Genomic DNA, 23,223 nt, shown 5'->3' on the forward strand with positions numbered 1-23,223 from the left:
CCGCCGACGGTGTCACACGGCGCTGCAGCCACCGTCCACCGGAACCGCCGCTCCGGTCATGAACGACGCCTCCGGGCCGCAGAGCCAGACGGCCACGCGGGCGATCTCCTCCGGCTCGGCAAGCCGCTTCTGGACCGCCCGCGCGACGGCGGCCTCCTCCAGCCCGGGCATCTCCCGCAGGGCCTGCTCGATGAGTTCGGTACGTGTGATGCCGACCATCAGCGCGTTGACCCGGATGTCCCGGTCGCCGTACTCGGCCGCGGCGGCCCTGGTCAGACCGAGGACGGCGTGCTTGGCCGCCACATAGGGGGCTACGGCACCGGTGGCGAACTGGCCCGCGGTGCTGCAGGTGTTGACGATCGACCCGCCCCCGCCCTGAGCGAGCATCACGGGTATCTGGTGGCGCAGGCAGTTCCACACGCCGCGCACATTGACGTCCATGATCCGGTCGTAGACGTCGTCCTCCAGCACGTGCAGGGGCGTGGCCACCGTGCCCCAGCCGGCGTTGTTGAACGCCGCGTCCAGCGAGCCGAACGTGTCCACCGCGGTGGACACGGCCCGTGCCACGTCCGCCGACACGGTGACGTCGCCCGCCACGGGCACCGCCGTGCCGCCCTCCGCGGCGACGGACGCGGCCAGCTCCCGCAGCCGGTCCTCCCGCCGGGCCATCAGAACGACGTTCGCCCCCCGCGCGGCGAACAGCCGCGCGGCCGCCGCACCGATTCCGCTGGAGGCCCCGGTGACCATCACCGTCCTGCCGTCGAGCTCCCCCGGGCCTCTCTTCGCGGACATCTCCATCTTCATCCCCCACACACTCGTTCACCATGAATTGATCACACCCAGCACAGCACAACCCGGAGTCCGGGGATCATCCGGGTCGCCACCCACCGCGCTGGGACGATCCACCGGTCAGCCCCGCCGGCCGCGCGCCTGCCCGAACTCGAGGCGTGCCACGGCGCTCGGCACCGCGATCGACAGCAGCACGATCCGCCACATCTCCTCGATGCGCTGCGGCAGGTCGGCCCGGCCCGACTCTATGGAGGAGTGCATCTGGGCGCCGGTACAGGCGTTGACGATCAGCCGTGCCACAGCCTCGACATCGACAGCCTTGCGAACCTCCCGCGCGGTCTGCGCGACGCGGAGGTCGGAGGCGATGATGTCCGTCCACTGCTGGTGCGAGTTCTCCTCCGGAGCGTTGAACTGCTCCTGCTCCATCACCAGGCGCGCGCCCGCGAACAGCACGGCGTCTTCAGCGAGTCCGTAGGCCCAGGTCAGCGTGATGTCGACGGCGTGCTGCAGCCCCTCGGACTCATGCACCGGCCGGACCCTGCTGGGCTGGGAGAGCACGATCTCCCGAGCGAGCTCCTCCTTCGACTTGAAGTGGAAGTACATCGCTCCGAGCGTGAGCCCGGCCCTGTCGGCGATCTTCGAGACGCTCGCACCCGCGAACCCGAGCTCTCCGAAGACTTGGGCCGCCGCCTGGAGGAGCGCCTCCCTCGTTCTTACCGCGCGTTCCTGCTTCACGGCTCGCTGCGCCATCCCGCCTCCTCAAAGTAAATGCTCGACAAAAAAAACAACGGGCACTATTTTATTTTTTGATCGTGCTCGGCATCCAACCCTGCCCGTCAGGATCGAAGCAACTCTGGGGGGAGTAGCACCATGTCTCACAGCACCGCTGTGTCCTCATGCGCCTTCGCAACACCATCCATCACGTCTCCGCACGTCCTTACCGAGATCGCTCTCAAGGAGTGTGTCGGCAAGCGGGACCTGTCGGAGGTGTTCGTCGTCGACTGCCTGCACCTGTGCGGCAGCGAGCAGATCGTCACCGTCGAATGGCCGCAGACACACGACTTCTACACACCGACCCCGCAGGCCCACAGCCCGCTGCTCTTCACGGAGAGCGTGCGCCAAGCACTCGCCGTGTCCTGCCAGACGGCGCATGACATACCCAGGGACTACAGCCTGGGGTGGGAGCGCCTGACCCTGGACGTGGTCGCGGACGCGCTGCGGACCACCGGGTCTCCGACGCTTGTCCAACTACAGGTCATCCACTCGGCGATCAAGCGCCGCCGGATGGGCTCGGTCCAGTTGGTCGCCCATGTGCAGGGCACCGTGAACGGCGTGTACGCGGGCTCTGCCGAGGTCCACTACAGCGCCTACCCGAGCAGCATCTACAACCGGCTCCGCGGCCCCTACGCCGACCGTGCCGTCTTCCTGAGGGCCGCCCCGCCCACTCCACCCCTCGCTCCCGAGCTGGTGGGGCGCACGAACGCACGGGATGTGGTCCTGTCCCCCACCGGTGAGGCGGGCCGGTGGCAGATGCGGGTCGATACCAGTCACACCGTCCTCTACGACCACCCCCACGACCACATACCGGGCATGGTGCTCCTCGAAGCCGTCAGCCAGGCGGCCCAGACGAGCCTCGACGCACCCGCGACCCCGGTCGCCTTCGACACCACCTTCGACGGGTACGTCGAGTTCGACGCGCCCTGCTGGCTCAACGCCACCCCGCTGAGCCCTGACCTCCACGGCCGTCCGCGCGTACTGATCGAAGCGCACCAGCGCGAACGGCGGGTCTTCAGCTCCACAGTGGTACTGGCTCCCCAGGGGGCCCGCTGAAGCACCGCCGGGCCTGGACTCCCGTCACAGCAGGACGGGAGTCCAGGCCTGCTCGCGGCACACGTCCACCTGGCACTCACGTAAGGACGGGGCGCGGGCGCCGCGTCCGGTGCGGGCCGGCCCGTTGGTCACCTCGCGCCCCAGAAACGCAGAAAACCCCACGTGAAGTGGGGTCTCAGCTGGTGTCCGAGGGGGGACTTGAACCCCCACGCCCGATAAAGGGCACTAGCACCTCAAGCTAGCGCGTCTGCCATTCCGCCACCCGGACAAGGTGTCTGTCTTCGCGGGGTGTTCCCCGCGGCGACATAGAGAACTCTACCAGGGGTTCGAGGTGCTGTTCACCCGCATATTGCGTGGTCAGGAGAGCGTCAGGCCTTCTTCGACGCGAGCCAGTCGTCGTTCGCCTGCCAGGCGTACAGAGTGTTTCCCTCCATGTACGCGTAGTACAGGCCGCAGCGGGCCGCCGCGTGCCGCTCGGCGTTCTTGGGGAACCACGTGGACCTGATGGCCGGCGGGCGCGGGGTCGCGTCCGGCTTGTGGGGCGAGCAGCTGGCGGGGAGGACGGGCGACGGCAGGCTGGCCTTGATCAGGCGGTCGCCTCCGGTGGTCTTCATCGCGTACTCGATGCGCTTCGCCTCGTCGGGGAGCCAGCGGGGCACGGAGACGCGGTCGCCCTTCGCCTCCTTGCCGGAGCTGTAGGACGCGGCCTCGTCATGACGGTTCTGGTACCAGTCCTTCGCTGCCGGTACGGCGACGACCGCCGCGAATCCCACCGCCACGACGACCGAGACCGCGGTGACGACGATGGTCCTGGTCCGGCTGGGCGTGCGCTTCGGCGGCATGGCGTTCACTCCTGGGTCGGCTCGGGTTGAGGGAGGGTGCGTGCTTCGACGACGTGCTTCGATGTCTTCCATTGTTCGGGCGCGGATGTACGGATTCGTACTCCGTGAGGACCAATGTGTGTACGACTGAGGGACCACTCGGTGGCGTGGCGGCCTCAGCACTGCGACGCAGGCCTAGCCTCGCCGGGTGACCACGGGCAGAGGCAAGGGATACCGGCGGCCGAGAGCGCTCTCGCCGCTGCGGGAGCATCTGCGCGACACCTTCTGGTTCGCGCCGACCGCCGCCATGGTGCTGGTCTTCGTGCTGTGGACGGGGGCGTCCGCACTCGACGCGGCCCTCGTCCGGCTGCTCCAGGAGCACCGGAACTTCGCCGAGGTCGACGAGCTGATCAGGATCGTCAACGACATCAAGCCCGTGGTCAGCACGGTCAGCTCGGCGATGATGACCTTCATCGGTGTGGTGTTCAGCATCTCCCTCGTCGCCGTGCAGATGGCGAGCGGTCAGTTCACCCCTCGGGTGGTGCGGATCTTCGTGCGGTCCCGCATCACCAAGCTGACCTTCGCCGTCTTCCTGGCCACGTTCACGCTGTCGCTGCTCGTCCTCACCTCGTTCGAGAGCGAGGCCGAGGCGCGGCGCGTGACCACCGTGCCCTTCGTGCAGAGCGTTCTCACTCTGCTCATGGTCGCGCTGAGTCTGTTCCTCTTCATCGCGTACGTGAACTCCACGCTGCGGCTCATGCGGGTCGGCCACGTGGTCGACCGGATCGCCGGCGAAAGCCTGCGGGTCCTGGACCGGATGCCGCGTGGTGAGTTCGACGGCTCGGCGGTGGGGCCGGAGAGCGGCCGGATCGGGTACGCCGGGCGGGCCGGGGTGCTGCGGGACGTCAACATCGCCCGGCTCGTGCGCGCCGCCAGGGGCCAGGGCGTGGTGCTCCGGCTGCTCCCCCGCATCGGGGACTTCGTGGTGCCGGGCACGCCGCTGCTGTCGGTGCACGGGAGCGAGGACGGCAAGGGGCCGGACCGGGCAGCGCTGCGCTACACGGTGATGGTCGGGGTGGAGCGGACGTTCCACCAGGATCTGACGTTCGGACTTCGGCAGCTCTGCGACATCGCCCTGAGAGCGCTCTCTCGCGCCATCAACGACCCGACCACCGCCGTGCTCTGCCTCGACCGGATCGTCCAGCTGCTCACGGTGCTGGCCAACCGGCCGCTGGGCGCCGTGGGCCACCCCGACGGCAAGGGCGCGGTCCGGCTGGTGCAGGACGTGCCGGACTGGGCCGACATCGTCGATCTCGCCTTCGCCGAGATCCGCCTCTGCGCGGTCGGCAGCCCGCAGGTCACCCGGCGCATCATGGCGGGGCTCGACGATCTGCTCCGGATCGCGCCCGCCGACCGGCGCGAGCCGCTGCTGCGGCACCGCGAACTCCTCGCGCGGGCCGTGCAGTTGACGGTCCCGGAGGCGGAGCGGGCCTTCGCGCTGGAGCCGGACCGGCAGGGCATCGGGTGACATGGCCGTGCCGGTCCGCAGCCGTGGACCCCGGCGCTACGGGATCAGCTGGTACGCCGGGAAGTTGCCCGGGGGGCGCTCCCCGGCCGGGCCCTCGGTCACGGCGCGTACGAGGAGTTCGCCGCCGACGAACGCGCCGTGCCACGAGGCGCCGAACCCGCCGAACAGTTCCTCGCGGTCGCCGCGCGAGCGGGGCTTGCCCCGGCCGACCTTGAACGCCCTGATGTGCGGGGCGAGGCGGTCGTACGTCGCCGGGTCGTCGGTCGACAGGGTGGCGACCAGTGCGCCGTTGGAGGCGTTCATCGCGGCGAGCAGCTCCGCCTCCGTGTCGACCAGGACGATCGTGTCGACCGGGCCGAACGGCTCCGCGTGGAAGAGGGGCGAGGACGGCGGCGGGTTGAGGAGGGTGACCGGCGGCAGGTAGGCGCCGGTGTCCTGGCCGGGCAGGAAGCGGCCGCCGGCCAGGGTCGCGCGGTGCAGCGGGACGGCGCCCCGGTCGATGGCCTCGGCCACCTGGTCACCGAGTTCCTTGGCCTTCGCCGCGTTGATGAGCGGCCCGAAGTCCAGTGCGGGCAGGGCGTCTTCGGGGTGCTCGACGGCCAGCGGGTGGCCGGTGCGCACGGAGCGTACGGCCGGCAGGTAGGCGGCGAGGAACCGGTCGAACAGGGCGCGCTGGACCACGAACCGGGGGTAGGCGGTGCAGCGCTGCTTGCCGTAGTCGAAGAGCTTGGGGACGACGGCGCCCAGCGCGTCCCAGTCGCTGAAGTTCCAGATGCCCCAGGTGTTGAGGCCCTCCTGCTCCAGGATGTGCCGCTTGCCGAGGTCGGCGACGGCCGTGGCGATGCGGGCGCCCGTGTCGCGGCCGCCGACGAAGGAGACGCAGCCGATCTCCGGGGAGCGGACGAGGGCTTCGGAGAGCTCTCCCCCGCTGCCGCTGACCAGGGTGACCGGCACGCCTTCGCGTACGGCGAGGGCGGCGGCCAGGGTGAGACAGGCAACGCCGCCGTCGGTCGGGGTCTTCGCGATGACGGCGTTGCCCGCGAGTGCCTGCACCAGCATCGCGTGGACCAGGACGGACATGGGGTAGTTCCAGCTCGCGATGTTGGACACCGGGCCGGGGAGCGGGGTGCGGCCGTCCAGCATCGCGTCGATGCCGTCGACGTACCAGCGGACGCCGTCGATGGCCCGGTCCACGTCCGCCTGGGCGAGCCGCCACGGCTTTCCTATCTCCCACACGAGGAGGAGGGCGAGCAGTTCGCGGTGTTCGGTCAGGGCGTCGAGGGTGGCGGCGACCCGGGCCCGGCGCTCGGGGAGCGGGACGTGGCGCCAGGTGCGGTGCTGGTCGAGCGAGGCACGCACGGCCTGTTGGGCGGTGGGGCCATCCAGGCGGGGCGGGCCCGCGATGGGAGTGCCGTCGACGGGGGTGGTGGCGGGGAGGGCGCGGCCGTCGGCGTGCCACTGGCCGGCCCAGAGGTTCAGGACGCGGTCGTCCCGGAAGGCCTCGGGGGCGGCGGCCAGGCCGCGCCGCCAGGCGTCGGACCAGGCGGTGCCGGGCTTGAGGCCGAGGGGTCCGGTCTTCTGGTCGGGGCTGGGGCTGGGTGCCATGAGGGTCTCCGCTCTCGGTGTGCCGGCTGTCGGGGCGGGGGTGCGATGGCTCGTGTTACCGGACGGTAGTGAGGCGGGGGCGGGGTTGGGTACGTACGGGGCGTGAAGGTGAGTGACGTCACGTGATCGGGGGCCGGGCCGGGCTTCGCTCCCCGACCCCGCATCTCAAACGCCGAAGAGCCCGAGGCGCCTGTCATCACCTCGCCTCAACTCCGTTGCTTACCAAGCGATTTCAGGTACGGCCAACCCCCAGCACCTTCCGCACCAGCCGCGCCGTCTCCGACGGAGTCGCGCCCACCGGGATCCCGGCCGCCTCCAGGGCCGCCCTCTTCGCCGACGCCGTTCCGGCCGTACCGGAGACGATCGCCCCGGCGTGGCCCATGGTCTTGCCCTCGGGGGCGGTGAAGCCCGCTATGTAGCCCACCACCGGCTTGGTCACGTGGGACGCCGCGTACGCCGCCGCGCGTTCTTCCGCGTCGCCGCCTATCTCCCCTATCAGGACGATGAGTTCGGTGTCGGGGTCCGCTTCGAAGGCGGCCAGGCAGTCGATGTGGCTGGTGCCGACGACCGGGTCGCCGCCGATGCCCACCGCCGAGGAGAAGCCGATGTCGCGCAGCTCGTACATCAACTGGTAGGTGAGTGTGCCGGACTTGGAGACCAGGCCGATGCCTCCCGGCTCGGGGGCGATGTCGGCGGGAATGATGCCCGCGTTGGACCGGCCGGGGCTGATGAGGCCGGGGCAGTTGGGCCCGATGACACGGGTGGCGCCGCCCAGCGCCCGGGCGTGGGCGTGGAAGGCCACCGCGTCGTGCACCGGGACGCCTTCGGTGATGACCACCGCCAAGGCGATCCCCGCGTCGATCGCCTCCTCAACCGCCGCCCGCGCGAAGGGCGGTGGGACGAAGACGACGCAGACGTCCGCGCCCGTGGCCGCCATCCCCCGCGCCACCGTCGCGAACACCGGCACCCCGCGGCCGTCGAAGTCGACGACCCGGCCCGCCTTACGGGGGTTGACGCCGCCCACGACGTCGGTGCCGGCCGCGAGCATCCGGCGGGTGTGCCGCATCCCTTCGCCGCCGGTCATGCCCTGGACCAGGACCTTGCTCTCCTTGCCGAGGAAGATCGCCATGTCAGACTCCCTGCCGGGCGAGTTGGGCGGCGCGGCGGGCGGCGCCGTCCATGGTGGTGGCCTGCTCGACCAGGGGATGGTCGCGGCCGGAGAGGATGGCGCGGCCCCGGGCGGCGTTGTTGCCGTCGAGGCGTACGACGAGCGGCTTGGTCAGGTGGACGGATTCCAGGGCCTGGACGATGCCGTCGGCCACCGCGTCGCAGGAGGTGATCCCGCCGAAGACGTTCACGAGGACGGACTTCACGGCCGGGTCGGACAGGATGACGGTCAGGCCGTCCGCCATGACCCGGGCCGATGCCCCTCCCCCGATGTCGAGGAAGTTCGCCGGGCGGACCCCGCAGCCGGCGACCACGTCCAGGGTCGACATGACCAGGCCCGCGCCGTTGCCGATGACGCCGACCTCGCCGTCGAGCCTGACGTAGTTGAGGCCCTTGGCGCTCGCCGCCGCCTCCAGCGGGTCGGCGCCCGGATCCGCCTCGTCCGATGACCCCCAACGGGCGTGCCGGAAGCGAGCGTTGTCGTCCAGGGTGACCTTGCCGTCCAGGGCCAGGATCTGGCCGGACGCGGTCCGCACCAGCGGGTTCACCTCCACCAGGACCGCGTCCTCCTGTACGAGGACCTGCCACAACTGGGCCAGTACCGGGGCCGTTTCGGGCGGGAGGTGGGCGGCCTTCCCGATCTCGGCGGCCTTGGCCGCGTCCACCCCGCGCCGGGGGTCGACGGGGATGCGGGCCACGGCCTCCGGGCGGCTCGCCGCGACCTCCTCGATCTCCGTGCCGCCCTCCGCGGAGGCGATCGCGAGGAAGACCCCGGCCGCGCGGTCCAGCACGTAGGAGACGTAGAACTCGGCCTGGATGTCTGCCGGTTGGGCCAGCATGACCCGGCCCACGACGTGACCCCCGATGTCCATGCCGAGGATCTGGCGGGCCGTCAGCTGCGCGGCCGCCGGATTCGCGGCGAGCTTCACCCCGCCCGCCTTGCCCCTGCCCCCGGTCTTCACCTGGGCCTTGACCACGACGCGGCCGCCGAGCGACTCGGCCGCGGCCCGGGCTTCACGCGGGGAGGTGACGACGGCCGCGTCCGGGACCGCGATGCCGTGGCTCTTGAAGAGTTCCCTTGCCTCGTACTCGTACAGATCCAATGCCGGCTCCTGACTGAGTGGGAAAGTGCCGCACGCCCCCTGGACACCACGCCGTCGGATGAGGGATAACAAGGTTCATACAGTATTCGTCGACTGTATGCAATCTACCGGAGGACGCCCCCTGCCCTCGCCGGGCAGTACCCGAGGCGGACCTCAACTCCCCTACGAAGGGACGGACTTCGCCATGCCTCACGGCTCCGACGACAGCGGTCAGGACCTCATCTCGGGCGGACATCTCGTCGCCAAGGCGCTCAAGGCGGAGGGCGTCGACGTCATCTACACCCTCTGCGGCGGCCACATCATCGACATCTACGACGGCTGCGCGGACGAGGGCATCGAGGTCGTCGACGTACGGCACGAGCAGGTCGCCGCCCACGCGGCCGACGGCTACGCCCGGATCACCGGGAAGCCCGGCTGCGCCGTGGTGACCGCCGGGCCCGGCACCACCGACGCCGTCACCGGGGTCGCCAACGCCTTCCGCGCCGAGTCGCCGATGCTTCTGATAGGCGGTCAGGGAGCGCACAGCCAGCACAAGATGGGGTCGCTGCAGGACCTCCCCCATGTCGACATGATGACCCCGATCACCAAGTTCGCGGCGACCGTCCCGGACACCGCGCGGGCCGCCGACATGGTGTCCATGGCGTTCCGGGAGTGCTTCAACGGCGCGCCCGGGCCCTCGTTCCTGGAGATACCGCGCGATGTGCTCGACGCGAAGGTGCCGGTGGACCGGGCGCGGATCCCGGCGGCCGGACGCTACCGGGCCTCCACCCGCAGCGCCGGCGACCCCGAGGCCGTCGAGAAGCTGGCCGATCTGCTGGTGCACGCGGAGAAGCCGGCGGTTCTGCTGGGCAGTCAGGTGTGGACGAGCCGGGCCACCGACGACGCCATCGAGCTCGTCCGTACTCTGAACCTGCCCGCGTACATGAACGGCGCGGGGCGTGGCACCCTGCCGCCCGGCGACCCGCACCACTTCCAGCTGTCGCGCCGGTACGCGTTCTCCAACGCCGACCTCATCGTGATCGTCGGCACCCCCTTCGACTTCCGCATGGGATACGGCAAGCGGCTCTCCCCTAGCGCGGCCGTGGTGCAGATCGATCTCGACTACCGCACCGTCGGCAAGAACCGGGACATCGACCTGGGCATCGTGGGTGACCCGGGGATGATCCTCAGGTCCGTGACCCAGGCCGCGTCGGGGCGGCTCAACGGCGGCGCCGTCAAGCGCAAGGCGTGGCTGGAGGAGCTGCGTGCCGCCGAGCAGAGCGCTCTCGGCAAGCGGCTTCCGCACCTCAGGTCCGACGCCTCGCCCATCCACCCGTACCGGCTGGTCAGCGAGATCAACGACTTCCTCACCGAGGACTCGATCTACATCGGGGACGGCGGCGACATCGTCACCTTCTCCGGCCAGGTCGTCCAGCCGAAGTCGCCCGGCCACTGGATGGACCCGGGCCCGCTCGGCACGCTCGGCGTCGGCATCCCGTTCGTGCTCGCCGCCAAGCAGGCGCGGCCGGACCAGGAGGTCGTCGCGCTGTTCGGGGACGGGGCGTTCTCGCTGACGGGCTGGGACTTCGAAACGCTGGTGCGCTACGACCTGCCGTTCGTGGGGATCGTCGGCAACAACTCCTCGATGAACCAGATCCGTTACGGCCAGGCACAGAAGTACGGACCGGAGCGGGAGCGGATCGGCAACACCCTGGGCGACGTCCCCTACGACCAGTTCGCGCGCATGCTGGGCGGTCACGGCGAAGAGGTCCGCGACCCCGCCGACATCGCGCCCGCGCTGCGACGCGCCCGCGAGTCGGGCAAGCCGTCGCTCATCAACGTGTGGGTCGATCCGGACGCCTACGCCCCCGGAACCATGAACCAGACCATGTACAAGTAGAGGAGCTCGCCATGCCAACAGCACCCGCTACCAAAGCACTTGAGGGCGTACGCGTCCTCGACATGACCCATGTGCAGTCCGGCCCCTCCGCCACCCAGCTCCTCGGCTGGCTCGGCGCGGACGTCGTCAAGCTGGAGGCGCCCACCGGTGACATCACCCGCACCCAGCTGCGCGACCTGCCCGGCGTGGACTCCCTCTACTTCACGATGCTCAACTGCAACAAGAGGAGCATCACCCTCAACACCAAGACCCCGCGCGGCAAGGAGATCCTGACCGAACTCATCCGCCGCTCGGACGTACTGGTGGAGAACTTCGGCCCCGGCGCCGTCGACCGGATGGGCTTCACCTGGGAGCGGATCCAGGAGATCAACCCCCGGATCGTGTACGCCTCCATCAAGGGCTTCGGCGAGGGCCCGTACACCAACTTCAAGGCGTACGAGGTCGTCGCGCAGGCCATGGGCGGCTCGATGGCCACCACCGGTTTCGAGGACGGTCCGCCGCTCGCCACCGGAGCGCAGATCGGTGACTCCGGGACCGGCGTCCACGCGGTGGCCGGCATCCTGGCCGCGCTCTACCAGCGCGAGTCCACCGGGCGCGGCCAGCGTGTCCAGGTCGCCATGCAGCACGCGGTGCTCAACCTGTGCCGGGTCAAGCTGCGCGACCAACAGAGGCTTGCCCAGGGCCCGTTGAAGGAGTACCCCAACGAGGACTTCGGGGACGAGGTGCCCCGGTCCGGCAACGCGTCGGGCGGCGGGCAGCCCGGCTGGGCGGTGAAGTGCGCGCCGGGCGGGCCCAACGACTACGTCTATGTGATCGTGCAGCCGGTCGGCTGGCAGCCGGTCACCGCCCTCATCGGCCGTCCCGAACTCGCCACGGACCCCGAGTGGGCGACGCCCGAGGCGCGGCTCCCCAAGCTCGGCAAGATGTTCCAGCTCATCGAGGAATGGACCTCAACCCTGCCCAAATGGGAGGTACTTGAGCGGCTCAACGCGCACAACATCCCGTGCGGCCCGATCCTCTCCACCAAGGAGATCATCGAGGACGCCTCGCTCGTGGCCAACGAGATGGTCGTCGAGGTCGAACACCCCGAGCGCGGCCGCTTCACCACCGTCGGCTCCCCCCTCAAACTCTCCGACTCCCCCGTGGACGTGGTCACCTCTCCCCTGCTCGGCGAGCACAACGCGGAGGTGTACAGCGGCGAACTGGGCCTGGGCGAAGAGGAATTGCGGCTGCTCAAGACGGACGGAGTGATCTGAGCGATGGCAGATGTCGAGGCACAGGACCGCGAGGCGGTGCGGGCGCTGCTCGCCTCCGTCCGGGCCGAGGGGCGCGCGACGCTCACCGCGCCCGAGGGAAGGACGGTCGCGGACGCGTACGGGATCGCGGTACCCGGCGAGGCGCTCGCGCGGGACGTCGACGAGGCGGTCGCGCACGCGGCACGGCTCGGCGGCAAGGCCGTACTGAAGATCGTCTCGCCGGACATCTCGCACAAGACGGATGCGGGCGGGGTCGTGGTCGGCGTGGAGGGCGCGGCCGAGGTGCGGGGCGCCTTCCACCGGATCGTCGAGAACGCCCGGGCGTTCGCGCCCGGGGCCCGGATCGACGGCGTGCAGGTCCAGCAACTCCTGCCACCGGGGCAGGAGGTGATCGTCGGCGCGGTCACCGACCCGACCTTCGGCAAGGTGGTGGCGTTCGGGCTCGGCGGGGTCCTGGTGGAGGTGCTGAAGGACGTCACGTTCCGGCTCGCCCCCGTCACCGCCGACGAGGCGCTGTCGATGCTCGACTCGATCCGGGCGGCGGAGGTCCTGCGCGGGGTGCGCGGCGCGCCGGCCGTGGACCGGTGGGCGCTCGCCGAACAGATCCGCCGGGTGTCCCAACTGGTCACGGACTTCCCCGAGATCGCGGAGGTCGACCTCAACCCGGTGATCGCCACGCCCGGGAGCGCTCTCGCCGCCGACATCCGGATCCTGCTGAGCACGGAGATGGTCAGGCCCCGGCGCAGGTACAGCCGTGAGGAGATCCTCCGCTCGATGCGCCGGCTGATGCGGCCGCGCTCGGTCGCGGTGATCGGCGCCTCCAACGAGACCGGAAAGATAGGCCATTCGGTCATGCGCAACCTCGTCGACGGAGGGTTCTCCGGGGAGATCCATCCGGTGAACCCCCGGGCCGATGACATTCAGGGACGCAAGGCGTACCACAGTGTCACGGACGTTCCCGGCGAGGTGGATGTGGCGGTCTTCGCGATCCCGGCCCGATTCGTCGCGGCGGCCCTCGACGAGGTGGGCCGCAAGGGCATTCCGAACGCGGTGCTCATCCCCTCCGGTTTCGCCGAGACCGGCGAGCAGGCCCTCCAGGACGAGGTCGTGGCCATCGCCGAGCGGCACGGTGTACGGCTGCTCGGGCCCAACATCTATGGCTACTACTCGACTTGGTACGACCTGTGCGCCACGTTCTGCACCCCGTACGACGTGAAGGGCCCGGTCGCCCTGACCAGTCAGTCCGGCGGGATCGGCATGGCGATCCTCGGCTTCGCCCGCTCCACGCGGACGGGGGTCTCGGCGATCGTGGGCCTCGGCAACAAGTCGGATCTCGACGAGGACGACCTGCTGACCTGGTTCGGCGAGGACCCCAACACCCGTTGCATCGCCATGCATTTGGAGGACCTCAAGGACGGCCGGGCCTTCGTCGAGGCGGCGCGCGCGACCGTGCCGAAGAAACCCGTGGTGGTCCTCAAGGCCGGGCGGACCAGCGCGGGCGCCAAGGCCGCGGGCTCGCACACCGGCGCTCTGGCCGGTGACGACGCCGTATACGACGACATCCTGCGCCAGGCGGGGGTGATCAGGGCCCCCGGACTCCGCGAGATGCTGGAGTACGCGCGGGCCCTGCCCGTACTGCCCGCCCCGAAGGGCGACAACGTCGTCATCATCACCGGCGCGGGCGGCTCCGGGGTGCTCCTGTCGGACGCGGTCGTCGACAACGGGCTCCAACTCATGCGGATCCCAGCGGACTTGGACGCGTCCTTCAAGGCGTTCATCCCGCCGTTCGGGGCCGCCGGCAACCCGATCGATATCACCGGGGGCGAGCCGCCGGCCACGTACGAGGCGACGATCCGGCTGGGCCTCGAGGACCCGCGCGTCCACGCGCTCGTCCTCGGCTACTGGCACACCATCGTCACCCCGCCGATGGTGTTCGCCGAGCTGACGGCGCGGGTCGTCGAGGAGTTCCGGGCGCGCGGCATCGAGAAGCCCGTGGTGGCCTCGCTCGCCGGCGACACCGAGGTCGAGGAGGCCTGCGCGTACCTCTTCGAGCGCGGCGTCGTCGCCTACCCCTACACCACCGAGCTGCCGGTCGCGGTGCTCGGTGCGAAGTACCGCTGGGCACGGGCCGCGGGGCTGCTCACCTAGGCCCCACCTCAGCACGAAGGGTTTGGACAGGGGGCGCTGGCCAGGTTCTTTCGACGCCAAGGGGACGACCATGAGCGACAGTTCCACATCCGGCGAACCACGGCACGCGGCGGGCGTCGCGTACCGCGAAGTGACGGACAGCAAGGGCCGCGTGTACCGGATCGGCGAGAGCGACCGCGATCTGCTGGGCCACAGCCGCAAGTTGATGGTGTACCTGCCGTGGGTCGCGATGATGGCGATCAGCGTGTCCGAGTACGCCTACGGTTCCGCCGAGGACACCCTCTCCGATGCCCACGGCTGGACGCAGAGCAACACCTTCTGGATCCTCAGCGTCTGGGTGTTCTTCCAGGCGGGCATCGCCTTCCCCGCGGGCTGGATGCGCGAGAGGGGCGTCCTCACCGCGCGCCGGGCCATGTACGTCGGCGCGGCGCTGTGCCTCGTCGGGTTCTTCGCCCTCTCCCATCTGCACGACGTCCTGGCCGCGGTCTTCGGCTTCGGCGTCGTGGGCGGGGTGGGCTCCGGACTCATCTACGCGACGTGCATCAACATGGTGGGCAAGTGGTTCCCCGAGCGGCGCGGCGCCAGGACGGGCTTCGTCAACGGCGGCTTCGCCTATGGCTCGCTGCCCTTCATCTTCATCTTCAACTACGCCTTCGACACCGGGAATTACCACGAGGTGCTGGACCTCATCGGGGTCTACGTGCTGATCGTGGTGGGTGTCTGCGCCTGGTTCTTCAAGGATCCGCCGAAGAACTGGTGGCCGGCCGAGCTCGACCCGCTGAACTTCTCCGGCAACGCCAAGAGCGCGGCGAGCCTCGCGAAGAACCCGCCGGCGGCCAAGCAGTACACCCCGAAGGAGGCCATCAGGACCGGCATGCTGCCCCTGATGTGGATCACCATCGTGATGACGGCGGGAGTGTCCATCTTCGGCATCTCCTTCCAGGTGGACTACGCGAAGGAGGTCGGCTTCGGCCCCCTCGTCGCCGCCACCTCCATGGGTGTCATGGCGGTCATCAACGGCATCGGCCGGGCGGTCGTGGGCTGGCTGTCCGACCTGTGGGGCCGCAAGCTGACCCTGGTCTTCGTGATCGTGGTGCTGGGTCTCGCGCAGTTCGGCGTGATCTGGGCGGGCCATCTGCACAGCGAGTGGCTGTTCCTGCTGTTCGCCTTCGTCTCTGGCTTCGGCGGCGGCGCGTTCTACCCGATGTTCGCGGCCCTGACCCCGGACTACTTCGGCGAGAACTACAACGCCTCCAACTACGGCCTGGTCTACAGCGGCAAGCTGGTGAGCGGCCTGTTCGGCGGCGGCCTCGGCTCCATGGTCGTCGACGCGTGGGGCTACGACGGGGCGTACGCCCTGGCCGGCGGCATCTCGATGGCGGCGGCCTGCATCGCCCTGCTGCTGCGCCAGCCGGGCCGCACCCGGGTGCGCGACATCCCGGCCAACCCCCAGCCGATCAGCCGGGAGGTGGTGTAGGCCCACGCCCTCGCAAAGTGCCGGGGTGGTGTAGGCCCACCCCCGCGCGAACGTGCCGGGGTGGTGTGGGCCCACCTCCGCGCACGCGGGCCGCCCCGGAGCTGGACACGTCCGGGGCGGCTTCGCCGTCGGCGCGCGTCAGGTCCGCTCGGACCGCTCGTGGTAGGTCGTTCGCGTGTGCTCGGTGTGGGCGCGCATGACCTCGGTGGCCCGCCGCTCGTCCCGGGCCGAGATGGCGGCGATCAGGTCCCGGTGCTCGATCCAGGACTGCTTGCCGCGTCGGCGGGCGACCGGCGTGTAGTACCAGCGCACCCGCCGGTCGACCTGGCCCGCGAGCTCGGCGAGCACCACGTTCCCGGCGAGCTCCATGACCTTGGCGTGGAACGCGGCGTTGGTGGCCACCGCCAGGTCCACGTCGTCGTCCGCGACGGCCTGCTCGCCCTGGGCGCACAGCTTCTCCAGCGCGGCGATCCCGGCGGAACCGGAGTTGGCCGCGGCGAGCCGGGCCGCCTCGGCCTCCAGGAGCGTACGCACCGAGAGCAGCTGGTCCGCCTCCTCCTCGGTGGGCTCGTGGACGAACGCGCCCTGTGCGGGCCGCAGATCGACCCAGCCCTCGGTGTTGAGCCGCTGGAGCGCCTCGCGCACCGGCTGCCGGGAGACCCCGAGGTGGCCCGCGAGTTCGCTCTCGACCAGGTGCTGGCCGGGGCGCAGGGCCCGGGTGGTGATCAGCTCGAGAAGGGCCTCGTAGACGCGCTCGCGCAACGGCCCGGGCCGCTCCAGCCTGGGCACGGTTCCCTGCGGCAGTCCTGCGGACAACATCGCTTCCCCCTCTTGCACCACGGGTGTCGAGCCGGTTATGCGAATTGGCTATCGTCTACAGTCTACCGAGCGCAATCCCCTGGCACATTCCCCGACCGAATCAGGTTGCACAGGTTCGCGGTTTTGGCCTGGATCCGCACTCCGCGGGCTTGCGGTCACTCCCCCGGGTGCGCCTCGCGCCACGCGGCCATCGACAGGTTCCACTCGTCGCCCGACAGGGCCGTCAGGGAGGCGGGGAAGAGCCCGTCCTCCTCACGGCTGATGTGCTGGTGGAGTTCGCGGACCATCGCGTCGAACTCGGCACGGCCCTCGCCCGTCTCCAGGTCCAGCGCCCGCAGCCGGTCGCCGTGGTCCCGGTGCTCGCCCACCAGGACCTCGATGTACGCCGCGTATTCGGGATCCTGGCGCATCACGGCGAACAGGCCGTTCTCCTCACCCCGCCAGTGCGTTTCCAGCTCGCCGGCCATGAAGGCGACGAGTTCACGGGCCCGGGCGGTATCGCCCGCGTCGAGCGCCCGTCGCGCGTCGCCGGCCGCATCGGTGACACGCTCGTGTTCGGCGATGAACTCCTTGATGAGCGGGATTTCACGGCATCCGCAGTAATGGCACATGTCCCTCTTTGTACGCCCGTGACGGTCGGGCAGCCCCACTGACACCACTGTCCCGGCGGACCGGAGCGGAACTCGGCGACCGCGCCGAGCGTCCTTCGGGGCATGTCCTCCACTCTGATTCTCGGCATCGACCCGCACACCGTCCCCGGCATGGACGGGGACGGTGTGCGCGCGGCCCTCGACAATGAGCTGGCCCGGTTCGCCGAGCACGGCATCGAAGCGTCCATGGCGCTGATCACGCTGGACGCCACGGCCGAGTCCACGGTGGTGGCCGCGCTGACCGAGCGGGCGTGGGACGTCGTCGTCATCGGGGGTGGCATCCGCAAGCCCGAGCCGCTGCTCACCTTCTTCGAGCTGGTGGTGAACCTGGTCCGCCAACACGCACCGGGGGCCGCGATCGCGTTCAACACCAGCGGAGCCGACAGCCTCGAAGCGGCCCGGCGCCGGCTCTGAGGAGCGGGCCCGGCCACGGGCTTGGTCGTCACGGGCTCGGTCCTCGCGAGGGCGCTGTCAGTGGCCCGTGCGACAGTGGGGCACATGCTTGCGATCACGGTGGACACGGAGCACGGCCGACGGCACAGCGCCATCACGGCCGCTCAACTGGCCGATCTGGTGCGCCGGATCGGGGGCGAGGGCGACAGGTTCCTGGTGCTCCAGCGGATACCGGATCTGCCCGATGTGTTCATACAGGTGTGGCACGAGACAGAGGGAGAGGCTGCGGGCTCCGGCTCCGGCTCCTACACGCTGGAGTATCGCGACGGCGCGTACGACCGGCACTTCCGGACGATGCTCGATGCACCGGACCCCGTGATCGCGGCCATGACCGGATGGGCCGCGTGCGGGAGTGAGGACTGGAGGGCGGGCCTTGAGTGGGAGCGGCTGGAGTTCGAACCCCCGCCGCCCGTACCCGAGTTGAACCTGGGCGACGAGGACCGCGCGCTGCTCGAATCGCGTGTCCGCGAGGCGATCGTGGGCGGGTACGCGACGCGGGCAGAGCTGGCGGAGCTGGCCGAGGACTATCTCGTCGCGGATGGCGTCCACCCGATATCGCTCGCGCAGGCACGGCAGTTGGTGGACCGCATATGGCTGGAGCGCGTGGCTGAGCAGGCCTCCTGGCAGGACGAGACGGACCCCGAGCGGCTCACCCGGGCCTTCGCGGCGCTGGAGTCGGTGGGCATCACCGCCCGGGAGAACTTCACCTGCTGCCGCTCCTGCGGCCAGTCGGAGATCGGCGCGGCGGGATCGCCGACCGCCCGTGGCTTCGTCTACTTCCACTCCCAGAGCACCGACGCGGCGGCCTCCGGACACGGACTGACCCTGCACTACGGCGGGTTCGACGGCCTGCCGGAGACCACCGCGTCCGTGGGCCACGAGGTCGTGGCCGCCCTGGAGCGCTGCGGCCTTTCGGTGGAGTGGAACGGCGATCCCGGCCGCTCCCTCGACATCACGCGACTGGACTGGCGCAGGCGCCTCGTCGGCTGAGCGGGGCGCGCGGCCCCGGGAGGCTCGGCCGACGGGGCGGGCGGCCCCCTCAAGGGTGCTGCTCGGGTGCTGATCAGGTGCTGTGGCACAGGGCGTGGTCGATGAGGGTGCGCAGCGCGGCTTCCTGGCGGGCCGACGTCCGCGGGTCCGCGGACCGGCTGTGTGCCGAGACGGTGATCGTGCGCCGGCCGTCCACCGAGGTCGCCGCCTGGACCTCGTAGCCGAAGCCGTTGCCTCCGTGGCCGAGGTAACCGCCGCCGCAGGAAAGGGGGTTGAAGAAAACACCCAGACCGTCCCGGGTGCCTTGCGGGTGGCCGCTGTCGTCCGGCATGGCCACCGTGGTCCGCATGGCAGCGAGTTCGGCGGGCTTCAACAGCTCTCCGGCGGCGAGCGCGGAGAAGAACCGGTTGAGGTCGCGGGCCGTGCCGGTCATGGAGCCGTCGGCCCCGCTGTCGAAGGGACGGTAGGGGACGGTGGTGTCGACCAGCGGCCCGTTCACGGTGAACTGCTGGTAGTTGGCGGCATGCGGGAACGGAAGGACGGGATCGGTGCCGGGGGTGTCGGTGTGCCGCAGGCCGAGCGGACGCAGGATGCGGTCGTGGACCTGCTGTTCCCAGGTGCGTCCCGTGACCTTCTCGATGATCATTCCGGCGAGCACGTAGTTCGTGTTGGAGTAGGCCCACTGGGTGCCCGCCGGAAAGGCGGGCGCATGACGCATGGCCAGGCTCACCAGCTCCGCGGGCTCGTAGCCGCGCCACCGGTTGGTGAAGTAGCTCTCGGCGGTGGGTTCGGGGAGCACGTCGGAGACGTATTCGGGCAGTCCGCTCGTGTGCCGCAGCAGATCGCGGACCGTGATGGTCCGGCCGTCGTTTCCGGCACCGGACACGACCCCGGGCAGCAGCTGCTCGACCCGCTGGTCGAGGGATATCCGCTTCTCGCCCACCAGTTGGAGCACGACCGTGGCGACGAACGTCTTGGTGGTACTGCCCAGCCGCAGATAGCCGTCCATCGGAACCGGGCGGCGGGCATCCACATCGCCCACGCCGGAGCGGGCCGTGAGCGTCCCGCCCGGCGTCTCCAGGCGAACGGCGACGCCGGTCACCCCGGCATCCCGTACCGCGTCGGCATCACGCTGAAGGGACCACGCCGTACCGGCCGGGCGCGGTGCGGCCGAGGCCGCGACGGAGGGGAGAGCGGACACGGCCAGCGCGAGCGCTCCGGCCGACACACACAGACGACGAAAGATCATGATGCGAGGCTAGGAACCGTACGGCCCCGCGACCATCCGGCATCCGCCCCATCAGGAACGGGGGCCAGCCGGATGGACTTCACGGCGCGCGTCCCGTGTCGCGCGCCGAACGGTGGGAAAGCACGAACGGCGGGAAGCGTGCTCAGGCAGGAGGGCGGCCGGACCGAGCCCGGTCCGGCGGGCTGCCTCACGGGCAGCGTACGACCTGGCCCGCGTACGACAGGTTGCCGCCGAAGCCGAAGAGCAACACCGGGTCGCCGGTGGTGATTTCGCCGCGCTCGACCAGCTTGGACAGGGCCATCGGGATGCTGGCCGCCGAGGTGTTGCCGGATTCGACGACATCGCGGGCGATGACCGCGTTGACGGCGCCGATCTTGCGCGCCACGGGCTCGATGATCCGCAGATTCGCCTGGTGGAGGACGACCGCGGCGAGGTCCTCGGGGGTGAGCCCGGCGCGCTCGCACACCTGGCGGGCGATGGGGGGCAGCTGGGTGGTGGCCCAGCGGTAGACGGACTGACCCTCCTGGGCGAACACCGGCGGGGTGCCCTCGATGCGTACCGCGTGTCCCATCTCCGGCACCGAACCCCACAGCACCGGCCCGATCAGCGCCTCCTCGCTCGCCTCGACGACCGCCGCGCCGGCGCCGTCGCCGACCAAGACGCAGGTGCTGCGGTCGGTCCAGTCGGTCACCGCGGTCATCTTGTCCGCGCCGATGACGAGGGCGCGCTGGGCGGTTCCGGTGCGGACCAGGCTGTCGGCGGTGGCGAGGGCGTGGGTGAACCCGGCGCAGACCACGTTGAGGTCGAGGACCGCGGGCGAGCCCATGCCGAGGCGGGTGGCGACCCGGGCCGCCGTGTTCGGCGAGCGGTCGATGGCCGTGGAGGTGGCGACCAGGACCAGGTCGATGTCGGCGGGGGTCAGTCCGGCGCCGGCCAGCGCCTTCGCTCCCGCGTGCGCGGCCAGTTCGTCCACCGGCTCGTCGGGTCCCGCGACATGGCGGGTGCGGATGCCGACCCGGCTGCTGATCCATTCGTCGCTGGTGTCGACCAGCTCGGCGAGATCGGCATTGGTGAGCACCTTGGCGGGCTGGTAGTGCCCGACTGCGACAAGACGTGAGCCTCGCATGCCGGTCATGGCGGATCCCCTCGGTACGAGCATTCACTGCTGACATCCGGAGCCATCCAGTCTTCGTGGCTACTGATGGGTACAAGGGCGCGAGACCCAACAGGATTCACTGCCGCACCTTTGGAGCCTTGTGTCAGCGTTTCACCCCCAGGGCTGCCGGACGCGGTGCGTCGGACATCTTGACCCTCACGAAAGGCATACTGTAGACAATATTCTGTCGACGAATGGTCGCGCTTCTACTGCTCCGCGCCGCCCGCTCCATTGCCGCCGCCCGGGCCCACCTCGCCCGCCGCGCTCCACCCGTCGACACGCCAGCACCCCGGTCCCTCCACCGAACGGAGAGCCCCGTGAAAGTCGCAATTGTCGGCGCCGGTGCCATCGGCGCGTATGTCGGGGCCGCGCTCCACCGCGCGGGCGCCGAGGTCCACCTCATCGCCCGCGGGCCGCACCTGGCGGCCATGCGCCGCGACGGGGTGCGCGTCCTCAGCCCGCGCGGCGACTTCACCGCGCGGCCCGCCGCCACCGACGACCCCCACGAGGTCGGCCCGGTCGATTACGTCCTGCTCGGCCTGAAGGCCAACTCCTATGCGATGTCGGGCCCGTTGGTGAATCCGCTGCTCCACGACGGCACGGCTGTCATCGCCGCCCAGAACGGCATCCCCTGGTGGTACTTCCACGGACTGCCCGGCCCGCACACCGGTCGCCGGATCGAGAGCGTCGACCCGGGCGGCGCCGTGAGCGCGACCCTGCCGCCGGCCCGCGCCGTCGGATGCGTGGTGTACGCGGCCACCGAGCTCGAATCGCCGGGCGTCGTACGCCACTTGGAGGGCACCCGGTTCTCCATCGGCGAGCCCGACCTCACCATCTCGCGGCGCTGCCTCGACTTCAGCGAGGCCATGCGGGCCGGGGGCCTCAAGTGCCCGGTCGAGCCGGACCTGCGCAACGACATCTGGATCAAGCTCCTCGGCAACATCTCCTTCAACCCGATCAGCGCGCTGGCCCGCGCGACCATGGCGCAGATCTGCCGGCACCGGGACACCCGCTCGCTCGTCGAGTCGATGATGCGCGAGACCCTCGCCGTCGCGGGTGCCGTGGGCTGCCACCCGGAGATCTCCGTGGAGCGGCGCATCGCGGGCGCCGAACGCGTCGGCGAGCACAAGACCTCCACCCTCCAGGACCTGGAGAAGGGCAAGCCGCTCGAACTCGACGTGCTGCTCGCGGCCGTCGTCGAACTCGCCGGGCTCACCGCCACCCCGGTCCCCACCCTGCGCGCCGTGCACGCGCTCGCCGATCTCCTCGCCCGGACATCCGCCCCCCGGAGCGCCGCGTGACGACGGCCACCCCGTGCGCGTACCGCGGCGGCGGCTGTCACCGCGCCCTCCCTGTGCAGGACAATGGGAGCGTCGAGACCGACGAGAGCGATCGAGGGACTGAGGACATGGGACGGGTCACCGAACGCCGCCGCGTCATCCGCATCCGGGACGGGGTGGTGTCGGCCCGCCCGGACACCCTGGTGGCCGAGGAGCCGCTGGAGATCCGGCTCAACGGGAAGCCGCTCGCGATCACGATGCGCACGCCCGGCGACGACTTCGCGCTCGCGGCCGGGTTCCTGGTCAGCGAAGGGGTGCTCGGCGCCGCGGCCGAACTGCGGTCCATCGTGTACTGCGCGGGTGCCACGGCTGACGGCCAGAACACCTACAACGTGGTCGATGTGCGGCTCGCGCCGGACGTCGAGGTGCCCGACATCACGCTCGAACGCAATGTGTACACGACGTCCTCGTGCGGCCTGTGCGGCAAGGCCAGCCTGGACGCCGTCCGTACGCAGGCCCGCTTCCCGATCGCCGACACTCCCCCGGTCCGCGTCGAGCCCGAACTGCTCGCGAGCCTCCCCGACCGGCTGCGCGCGGCACAGCGGGTCTTCGACCGGACCGGGGGTCTGCACGCGGCGGCGCTGTTCTCGCCGGAGGGCGAACTGCTCGACATACGCGAGGACGTGGGCCGCCACAACGCGGTCGACAAACTGGTCGGCCGGGCCCTCCAGGACGACCGGCTTCCGCTGTCGCGCTGCATCCTGCTGGTGTCGGGCCGGGCCTCCTTCGAGCTCGCCCAGAAGGCGGTCATGGCGGGCATACCGGTCCTCGCGGCGGTCTCCGCGCCGTCCTCGCTCGCCGTCGACCTGGCCGCCGAGTCGGGCCTGACCCTGGTCGGTTTCCTGCGCGGCAGCTCCATGAACGTGTACGCGGGGGACGAACGCATCGCCCTGCACTCGGGCGTCTGACCCCGCTGCGACCGAGCGGCCCGGCCGGCGAGGAGCGCCCCCTGCGCCGGCCGGG

Annotated in this window: 20 protein-coding genes and 1 tRNA gene; 10 read left to right on the forward strand and 11 right to left on the reverse strand. The window is 70.6% G+C overall.

Translation table 11 applies throughout. The annotated features are described in order from the left end of the window. Positions 1-12: 12 nt before the first annotated feature. Both ACFYZA_RS32880 and ACFYZA_RS32885 read right to left on the reverse strand, forming a co-directional pair. Positions 13-792, reverse strand: coding sequence for an SDR family NAD(P)-dependent oxidoreductase (locus tag ACFYZA_RS32880; protein ID WP_382594705.1), 780 nt, complete (start codon positions 790-792; stop codon positions 13-15). A gap of 117 nt (positions 793-909) precedes the next feature. Further along, complete coding sequence (locus ACFYZA_RS32885) at positions 910-1,539, reverse strand: ScbR family autoregulator-binding transcription factor (protein ID WP_382594708.1); 630 nt, start codon at positions 1,537-1,539, stop codon at positions 910-912. A 120-nt stretch (positions 1,540-1,659) separates the two neighbouring features. On the opposite strand from ACFYZA_RS32885, the gene ACFYZA_RS32890 reads away from it, so the two are divergent. Continuing rightward, complete coding sequence (locus ACFYZA_RS32890) at positions 1,660-2,619, forward strand: ScbA/BarX family gamma-butyrolactone biosynthesis protein (RefSeq protein WP_388494325.1); 960 nt, start codon at positions 1,660-1,662, stop codon at positions 2,617-2,619. Between the two features lie 180 nt (positions 2,620-2,799). On the opposite strand, the gene ACFYZA_RS32895 is transcribed toward ACFYZA_RS32890, so the two are convergent. Together ACFYZA_RS32895 and ACFYZA_RS32900 are read right to left on the reverse strand one after the other, a co-directional pair. Then, positions 2,800-2,887, reverse strand: a tRNA-Leu gene (locus ACFYZA_RS32895). A gap of 100 nt (positions 2,888-2,987) precedes the next feature. After that, entirely contained in the window at positions 2,988-3,461 is a 474-nt protein-coding gene (locus ACFYZA_RS32900) for a hypothetical protein (protein WP_382594714.1), read from the reverse strand. Between the two features lie 187 nt (positions 3,462-3,648). Between ACFYZA_RS32900 and ACFYZA_RS32905 the strand changes: the two genes are divergently transcribed. Continuing rightward, positions 3,649-4,968 (forward strand): DUF2254 domain-containing protein, encoded by a 1,320-nt coding sequence (locus ACFYZA_RS32905; RefSeq protein WP_388494326.1) that lies wholly within the window; start codon positions 3,649-3,651, stop codon positions 4,966-4,968. 36 nt (positions 4,969-5,004) lie between these two features. On the opposite strand, the gene ACFYZA_RS32910 is transcribed toward ACFYZA_RS32905, so the two are convergent. The 3 genes from ACFYZA_RS32910 to sucC form a co-directional block, all read right to left on the reverse strand. Beyond that, entirely contained in the window at positions 5,005-6,573 is a 1,569-nt protein-coding gene (locus ACFYZA_RS32910; protein ID WP_388494327.1) for an aldehyde dehydrogenase family protein, read from the reverse strand. Between the two features lie 232 nt (positions 6,574-6,805). Further along, on the reverse strand, positions 6,806-7,702 hold the full coding sequence (gene sucD / locus ACFYZA_RS32915; RefSeq protein ID WP_388494328.1) for a succinate--CoA ligase subunit alpha: 897 nt from the start codon (positions 7,700-7,702) through the stop codon (positions 6,806-6,808). Position 7,703: 1 nt separating this feature from the next. Next, on the reverse strand, positions 7,704-8,843 hold the full coding sequence (gene sucC / locus ACFYZA_RS32920; protein WP_388494329.1) for an ADP-forming succinate--CoA ligase subunit beta: 1,140 nt from the start codon (positions 8,841-8,843) through the stop codon (positions 7,704-7,706). Positions 8,844-9,027: 184 nt separating this feature from the next. On the opposite strand from sucC, the gene ACFYZA_RS32925 reads away from it, so the two are divergent. The 4 genes from ACFYZA_RS32925 to ACFYZA_RS32940 all read left to right on the forward strand — a co-directional run bounded on the left by ACFYZA_RS32925 (position 9,028) and on the right by ACFYZA_RS32940 (position 15,603). After that, on the forward strand, positions 9,028-10,722 hold the full coding sequence (locus tag ACFYZA_RS32925; RefSeq protein WP_388494330.1) for a thiamine pyrophosphate-binding protein: 1,695 nt from the start codon (positions 9,028-9,030) through the stop codon (positions 10,720-10,722). A gap of 11 nt (positions 10,723-10,733) precedes the next feature. Then, positions 10,734-11,978 carry a formyl-CoA transferase gene (gene frc / locus ACFYZA_RS32930; RefSeq protein ID WP_388494331.1) on the forward strand — a complete coding sequence of 415 codons (1,245 nt, stop codon included), beginning with the start codon at positions 10,734-10,736 and terminating at the stop codon, positions 11,976-11,978. 3 nt (positions 11,979-11,981) lie between these two features. Then, the gene (locus ACFYZA_RS32935; protein WP_388494332.1) at positions 11,982-14,126 is read left to right on the forward strand and encodes an acetate--CoA ligase family protein; all 2,145 of its coding nucleotides are present in this window, start codon (positions 11,982-11,984) and stop codon (positions 14,124-14,126) included. A gap of 70 nt (positions 14,127-14,196) precedes the next feature. Further along, complete coding sequence (locus ACFYZA_RS32940) at positions 14,197-15,603, forward strand: OFA family MFS transporter (protein WP_388494333.1); 1,407 nt, start codon at positions 14,197-14,199, stop codon at positions 15,601-15,603. 138 nt (positions 15,604-15,741) lie between these two features. On the opposite strand, the gene ACFYZA_RS32945 is transcribed toward ACFYZA_RS32940, so the two are convergent. Both ACFYZA_RS32945 and ACFYZA_RS32950 read right to left on the reverse strand, forming a co-directional pair. Next, positions 15,742-16,422: a GntR family transcriptional regulator gene (locus ACFYZA_RS32945; protein ID WP_388494334.1), complete on the reverse strand. Its 681-nt coding sequence runs from the start codon at positions 16,420-16,422 to the stop codon at positions 15,742-15,744. A gap of 155 nt (positions 16,423-16,577) precedes the next feature. Continuing rightward, positions 16,578-17,033 carry a hemerythrin domain-containing protein gene (locus tag ACFYZA_RS32950; RefSeq protein WP_388494335.1) on the reverse strand — a complete coding sequence of 152 codons (456 nt, stop codon included), beginning with the start codon at positions 17,031-17,033 and terminating at the stop codon, positions 16,578-16,580. A gap of 102 nt (positions 17,034-17,135) precedes the next feature. Here ACFYZA_RS32950 and ACFYZA_RS32955 point away from each other — a divergent pair, with 102 nt between their 5' ends. Beyond that, the gene (locus tag ACFYZA_RS32955) at positions 17,136-17,486 is read left to right on the forward strand and encodes a hypothetical protein (protein ID WP_388494336.1); all 351 of its coding nucleotides are present in this window, start codon (positions 17,136-17,138) and stop codon (positions 17,484-17,486) included. A gap of 84 nt (positions 17,487-17,570) precedes the next feature. Then, positions 17,571-18,515 (forward strand): DUF6891 domain-containing protein, encoded by a 945-nt coding sequence (locus ACFYZA_RS32960; protein WP_388494337.1) that lies wholly within the window; start codon positions 17,571-17,573, stop codon positions 18,513-18,515. Positions 18,516-18,588: 73 nt separating this feature from the next. Here ACFYZA_RS32960 and ACFYZA_RS32965 read toward each other — a convergent pair whose 3' ends face one another. Next, complete coding sequence (locus ACFYZA_RS32965; RefSeq protein WP_388494338.1) at positions 18,589-19,764, reverse strand: serine hydrolase domain-containing protein; 1,176 nt, start codon at positions 19,762-19,764, stop codon at positions 18,589-18,591. Positions 19,765-19,951: 187 nt separating this feature from the next. Continuing rightward, positions 19,952-20,890: a beta-ketoacyl-ACP synthase III gene (locus ACFYZA_RS32970; RefSeq protein ID WP_382594793.1), complete on the reverse strand. Its 939-nt coding sequence runs from the start codon at positions 20,888-20,890 to the stop codon at positions 19,952-19,954. A gap of 224 nt (positions 20,891-21,114) precedes the next feature. Here ACFYZA_RS32970 and ACFYZA_RS32975 point away from each other — a divergent pair, with 224 nt between their 5' ends. Then, the gene (locus tag ACFYZA_RS32975; RefSeq protein ID WP_388494339.1) at positions 21,115-22,221 is read left to right on the forward strand and encodes a 2-dehydropantoate 2-reductase; all 1,107 of its coding nucleotides are present in this window, start codon (positions 21,115-21,117) and stop codon (positions 22,219-22,221) included. A gap of 107 nt (positions 22,222-22,328) precedes the next feature. Then, positions 22,329-23,168, forward strand: a complete 840-nt coding sequence (gene fdhD, locus ACFYZA_RS32980) for a formate dehydrogenase accessory sulfurtransferase FdhD (RefSeq protein ID WP_382594761.1) — start codon at positions 22,329-22,331, stop codon at positions 23,166-23,168. Positions 23,169-23,223 lie beyond the last annotated feature (55 nt).

This window comes from Streptomyces sp. NPDC001828, from assembly GCF_042892175.1.
Lineage (GTDB): Bacteria > Actinomycetota > Actinomycetes > Streptomycetales > Streptomycetaceae > Streptomyces.

Bases quoted from the DNA above. Each gene is read 5' to 3' on its own strand.
- ACFYZA_RS32890 (WP_388494325.1), top strand. From the start codon at position 1,660: ATGTCTCACAGCACCGCTGTGTCCTCATGCGCCTTCGCAACACCATCC.
- ACFYZA_RS32910 (WP_388494327.1), bottom strand. From the start codon at position 6,573: ATGGCACCCAGCCCCAGCCCCGACCAGAAGACCGGACCCCTCGGCCTC.
- sucD (WP_388494328.1), bottom strand. From the start codon at position 7,702: ATGGCGATCTTCCTCGGCAAGGAGAGCAAGGTCCTGGTCCAGGGCATG.
- ACFYZA_RS32965 (WP_388494338.1), bottom strand. From the start codon at position 19,764: ATGATCTTTCGTCGTCTGTGTGTGTCGGCCGGAGCGCTCGCGCTGGCC.
- frc (WP_388494331.1), top strand. From the start codon at position 10,734: ATGCCAACAGCACCCGCTACCAAAGCACTTGAGGGCGTACGCGTCCTC.
- ACFYZA_RS32935 (WP_388494332.1), top strand. From the start codon at position 11,982: ATGGCAGATGTCGAGGCACAGGACCGCGAGGCGGTGCGGGCGCTGCTC.
- ACFYZA_RS32900 (WP_382594714.1), bottom strand. From the start codon at position 3,461: ATGCCGCCGAAGCGCACGCCCAGCCGGACCAGGACCATCGTCGTCACC.
- ACFYZA_RS32885 (WP_382594708.1), bottom strand. From the start codon at position 1,539: ATGGCGCAGCGAGCCGTGAAGCAGGAACGCGCGGTAAGAACGAGGGAG.
- ACFYZA_RS32925 (WP_388494330.1), top strand. From the start codon at position 9,028: ATGCCTCACGGCTCCGACGACAGCGGTCAGGACCTCATCTCGGGCGGA.
- fdhD (WP_382594761.1), top strand. From the start codon at position 22,329: ATGGGACGGGTCACCGAACGCCGCCGCGTCATCCGCATCCGGGACGGG.
- ACFYZA_RS32940 (WP_388494333.1), top strand. From the start codon at position 14,197: ATGAGCGACAGTTCCACATCCGGCGAACCACGGCACGCGGCGGGCGTC.
- ACFYZA_RS32955 (WP_388494336.1), top strand. From the start codon at position 17,136: ATGTCCTCCACTCTGATTCTCGGCATCGACCCGCACACCGTCCCCGGC.
- ACFYZA_RS32950 (WP_388494335.1), bottom strand. From the start codon at position 17,033: ATGTGCCATTACTGCGGATGCCGTGAAATCCCGCTCATCAAGGAGTTC.
- ACFYZA_RS32880 (WP_382594705.1), bottom strand. From the start codon at position 792: ATGTCCGCGAAGAGAGGCCCGGGGGAGCTCGACGGCAGGACGGTGATG.
- ACFYZA_RS32970 (WP_382594793.1), bottom strand. From the start codon at position 20,890: ATGCGAGGCTCACGTCTTGTCGCAGTCGGGCACTACCAGCCCGCCAAG.
- ACFYZA_RS32960 (WP_388494337.1), top strand. From the start codon at position 17,571: ATGCTTGCGATCACGGTGGACACGGAGCACGGCCGACGGCACAGCGCC.
- ACFYZA_RS32975 (WP_388494339.1), top strand. From the start codon at position 21,115: ATGGTCGCGCTTCTACTGCTCCGCGCCGCCCGCTCCATTGCCGCCGCC.
- ACFYZA_RS32945 (WP_388494334.1), bottom strand. From the start codon at position 16,422: ATGTTGTCCGCAGGACTGCCGCAGGGAACCGTGCCCAGGCTGGAGCGG.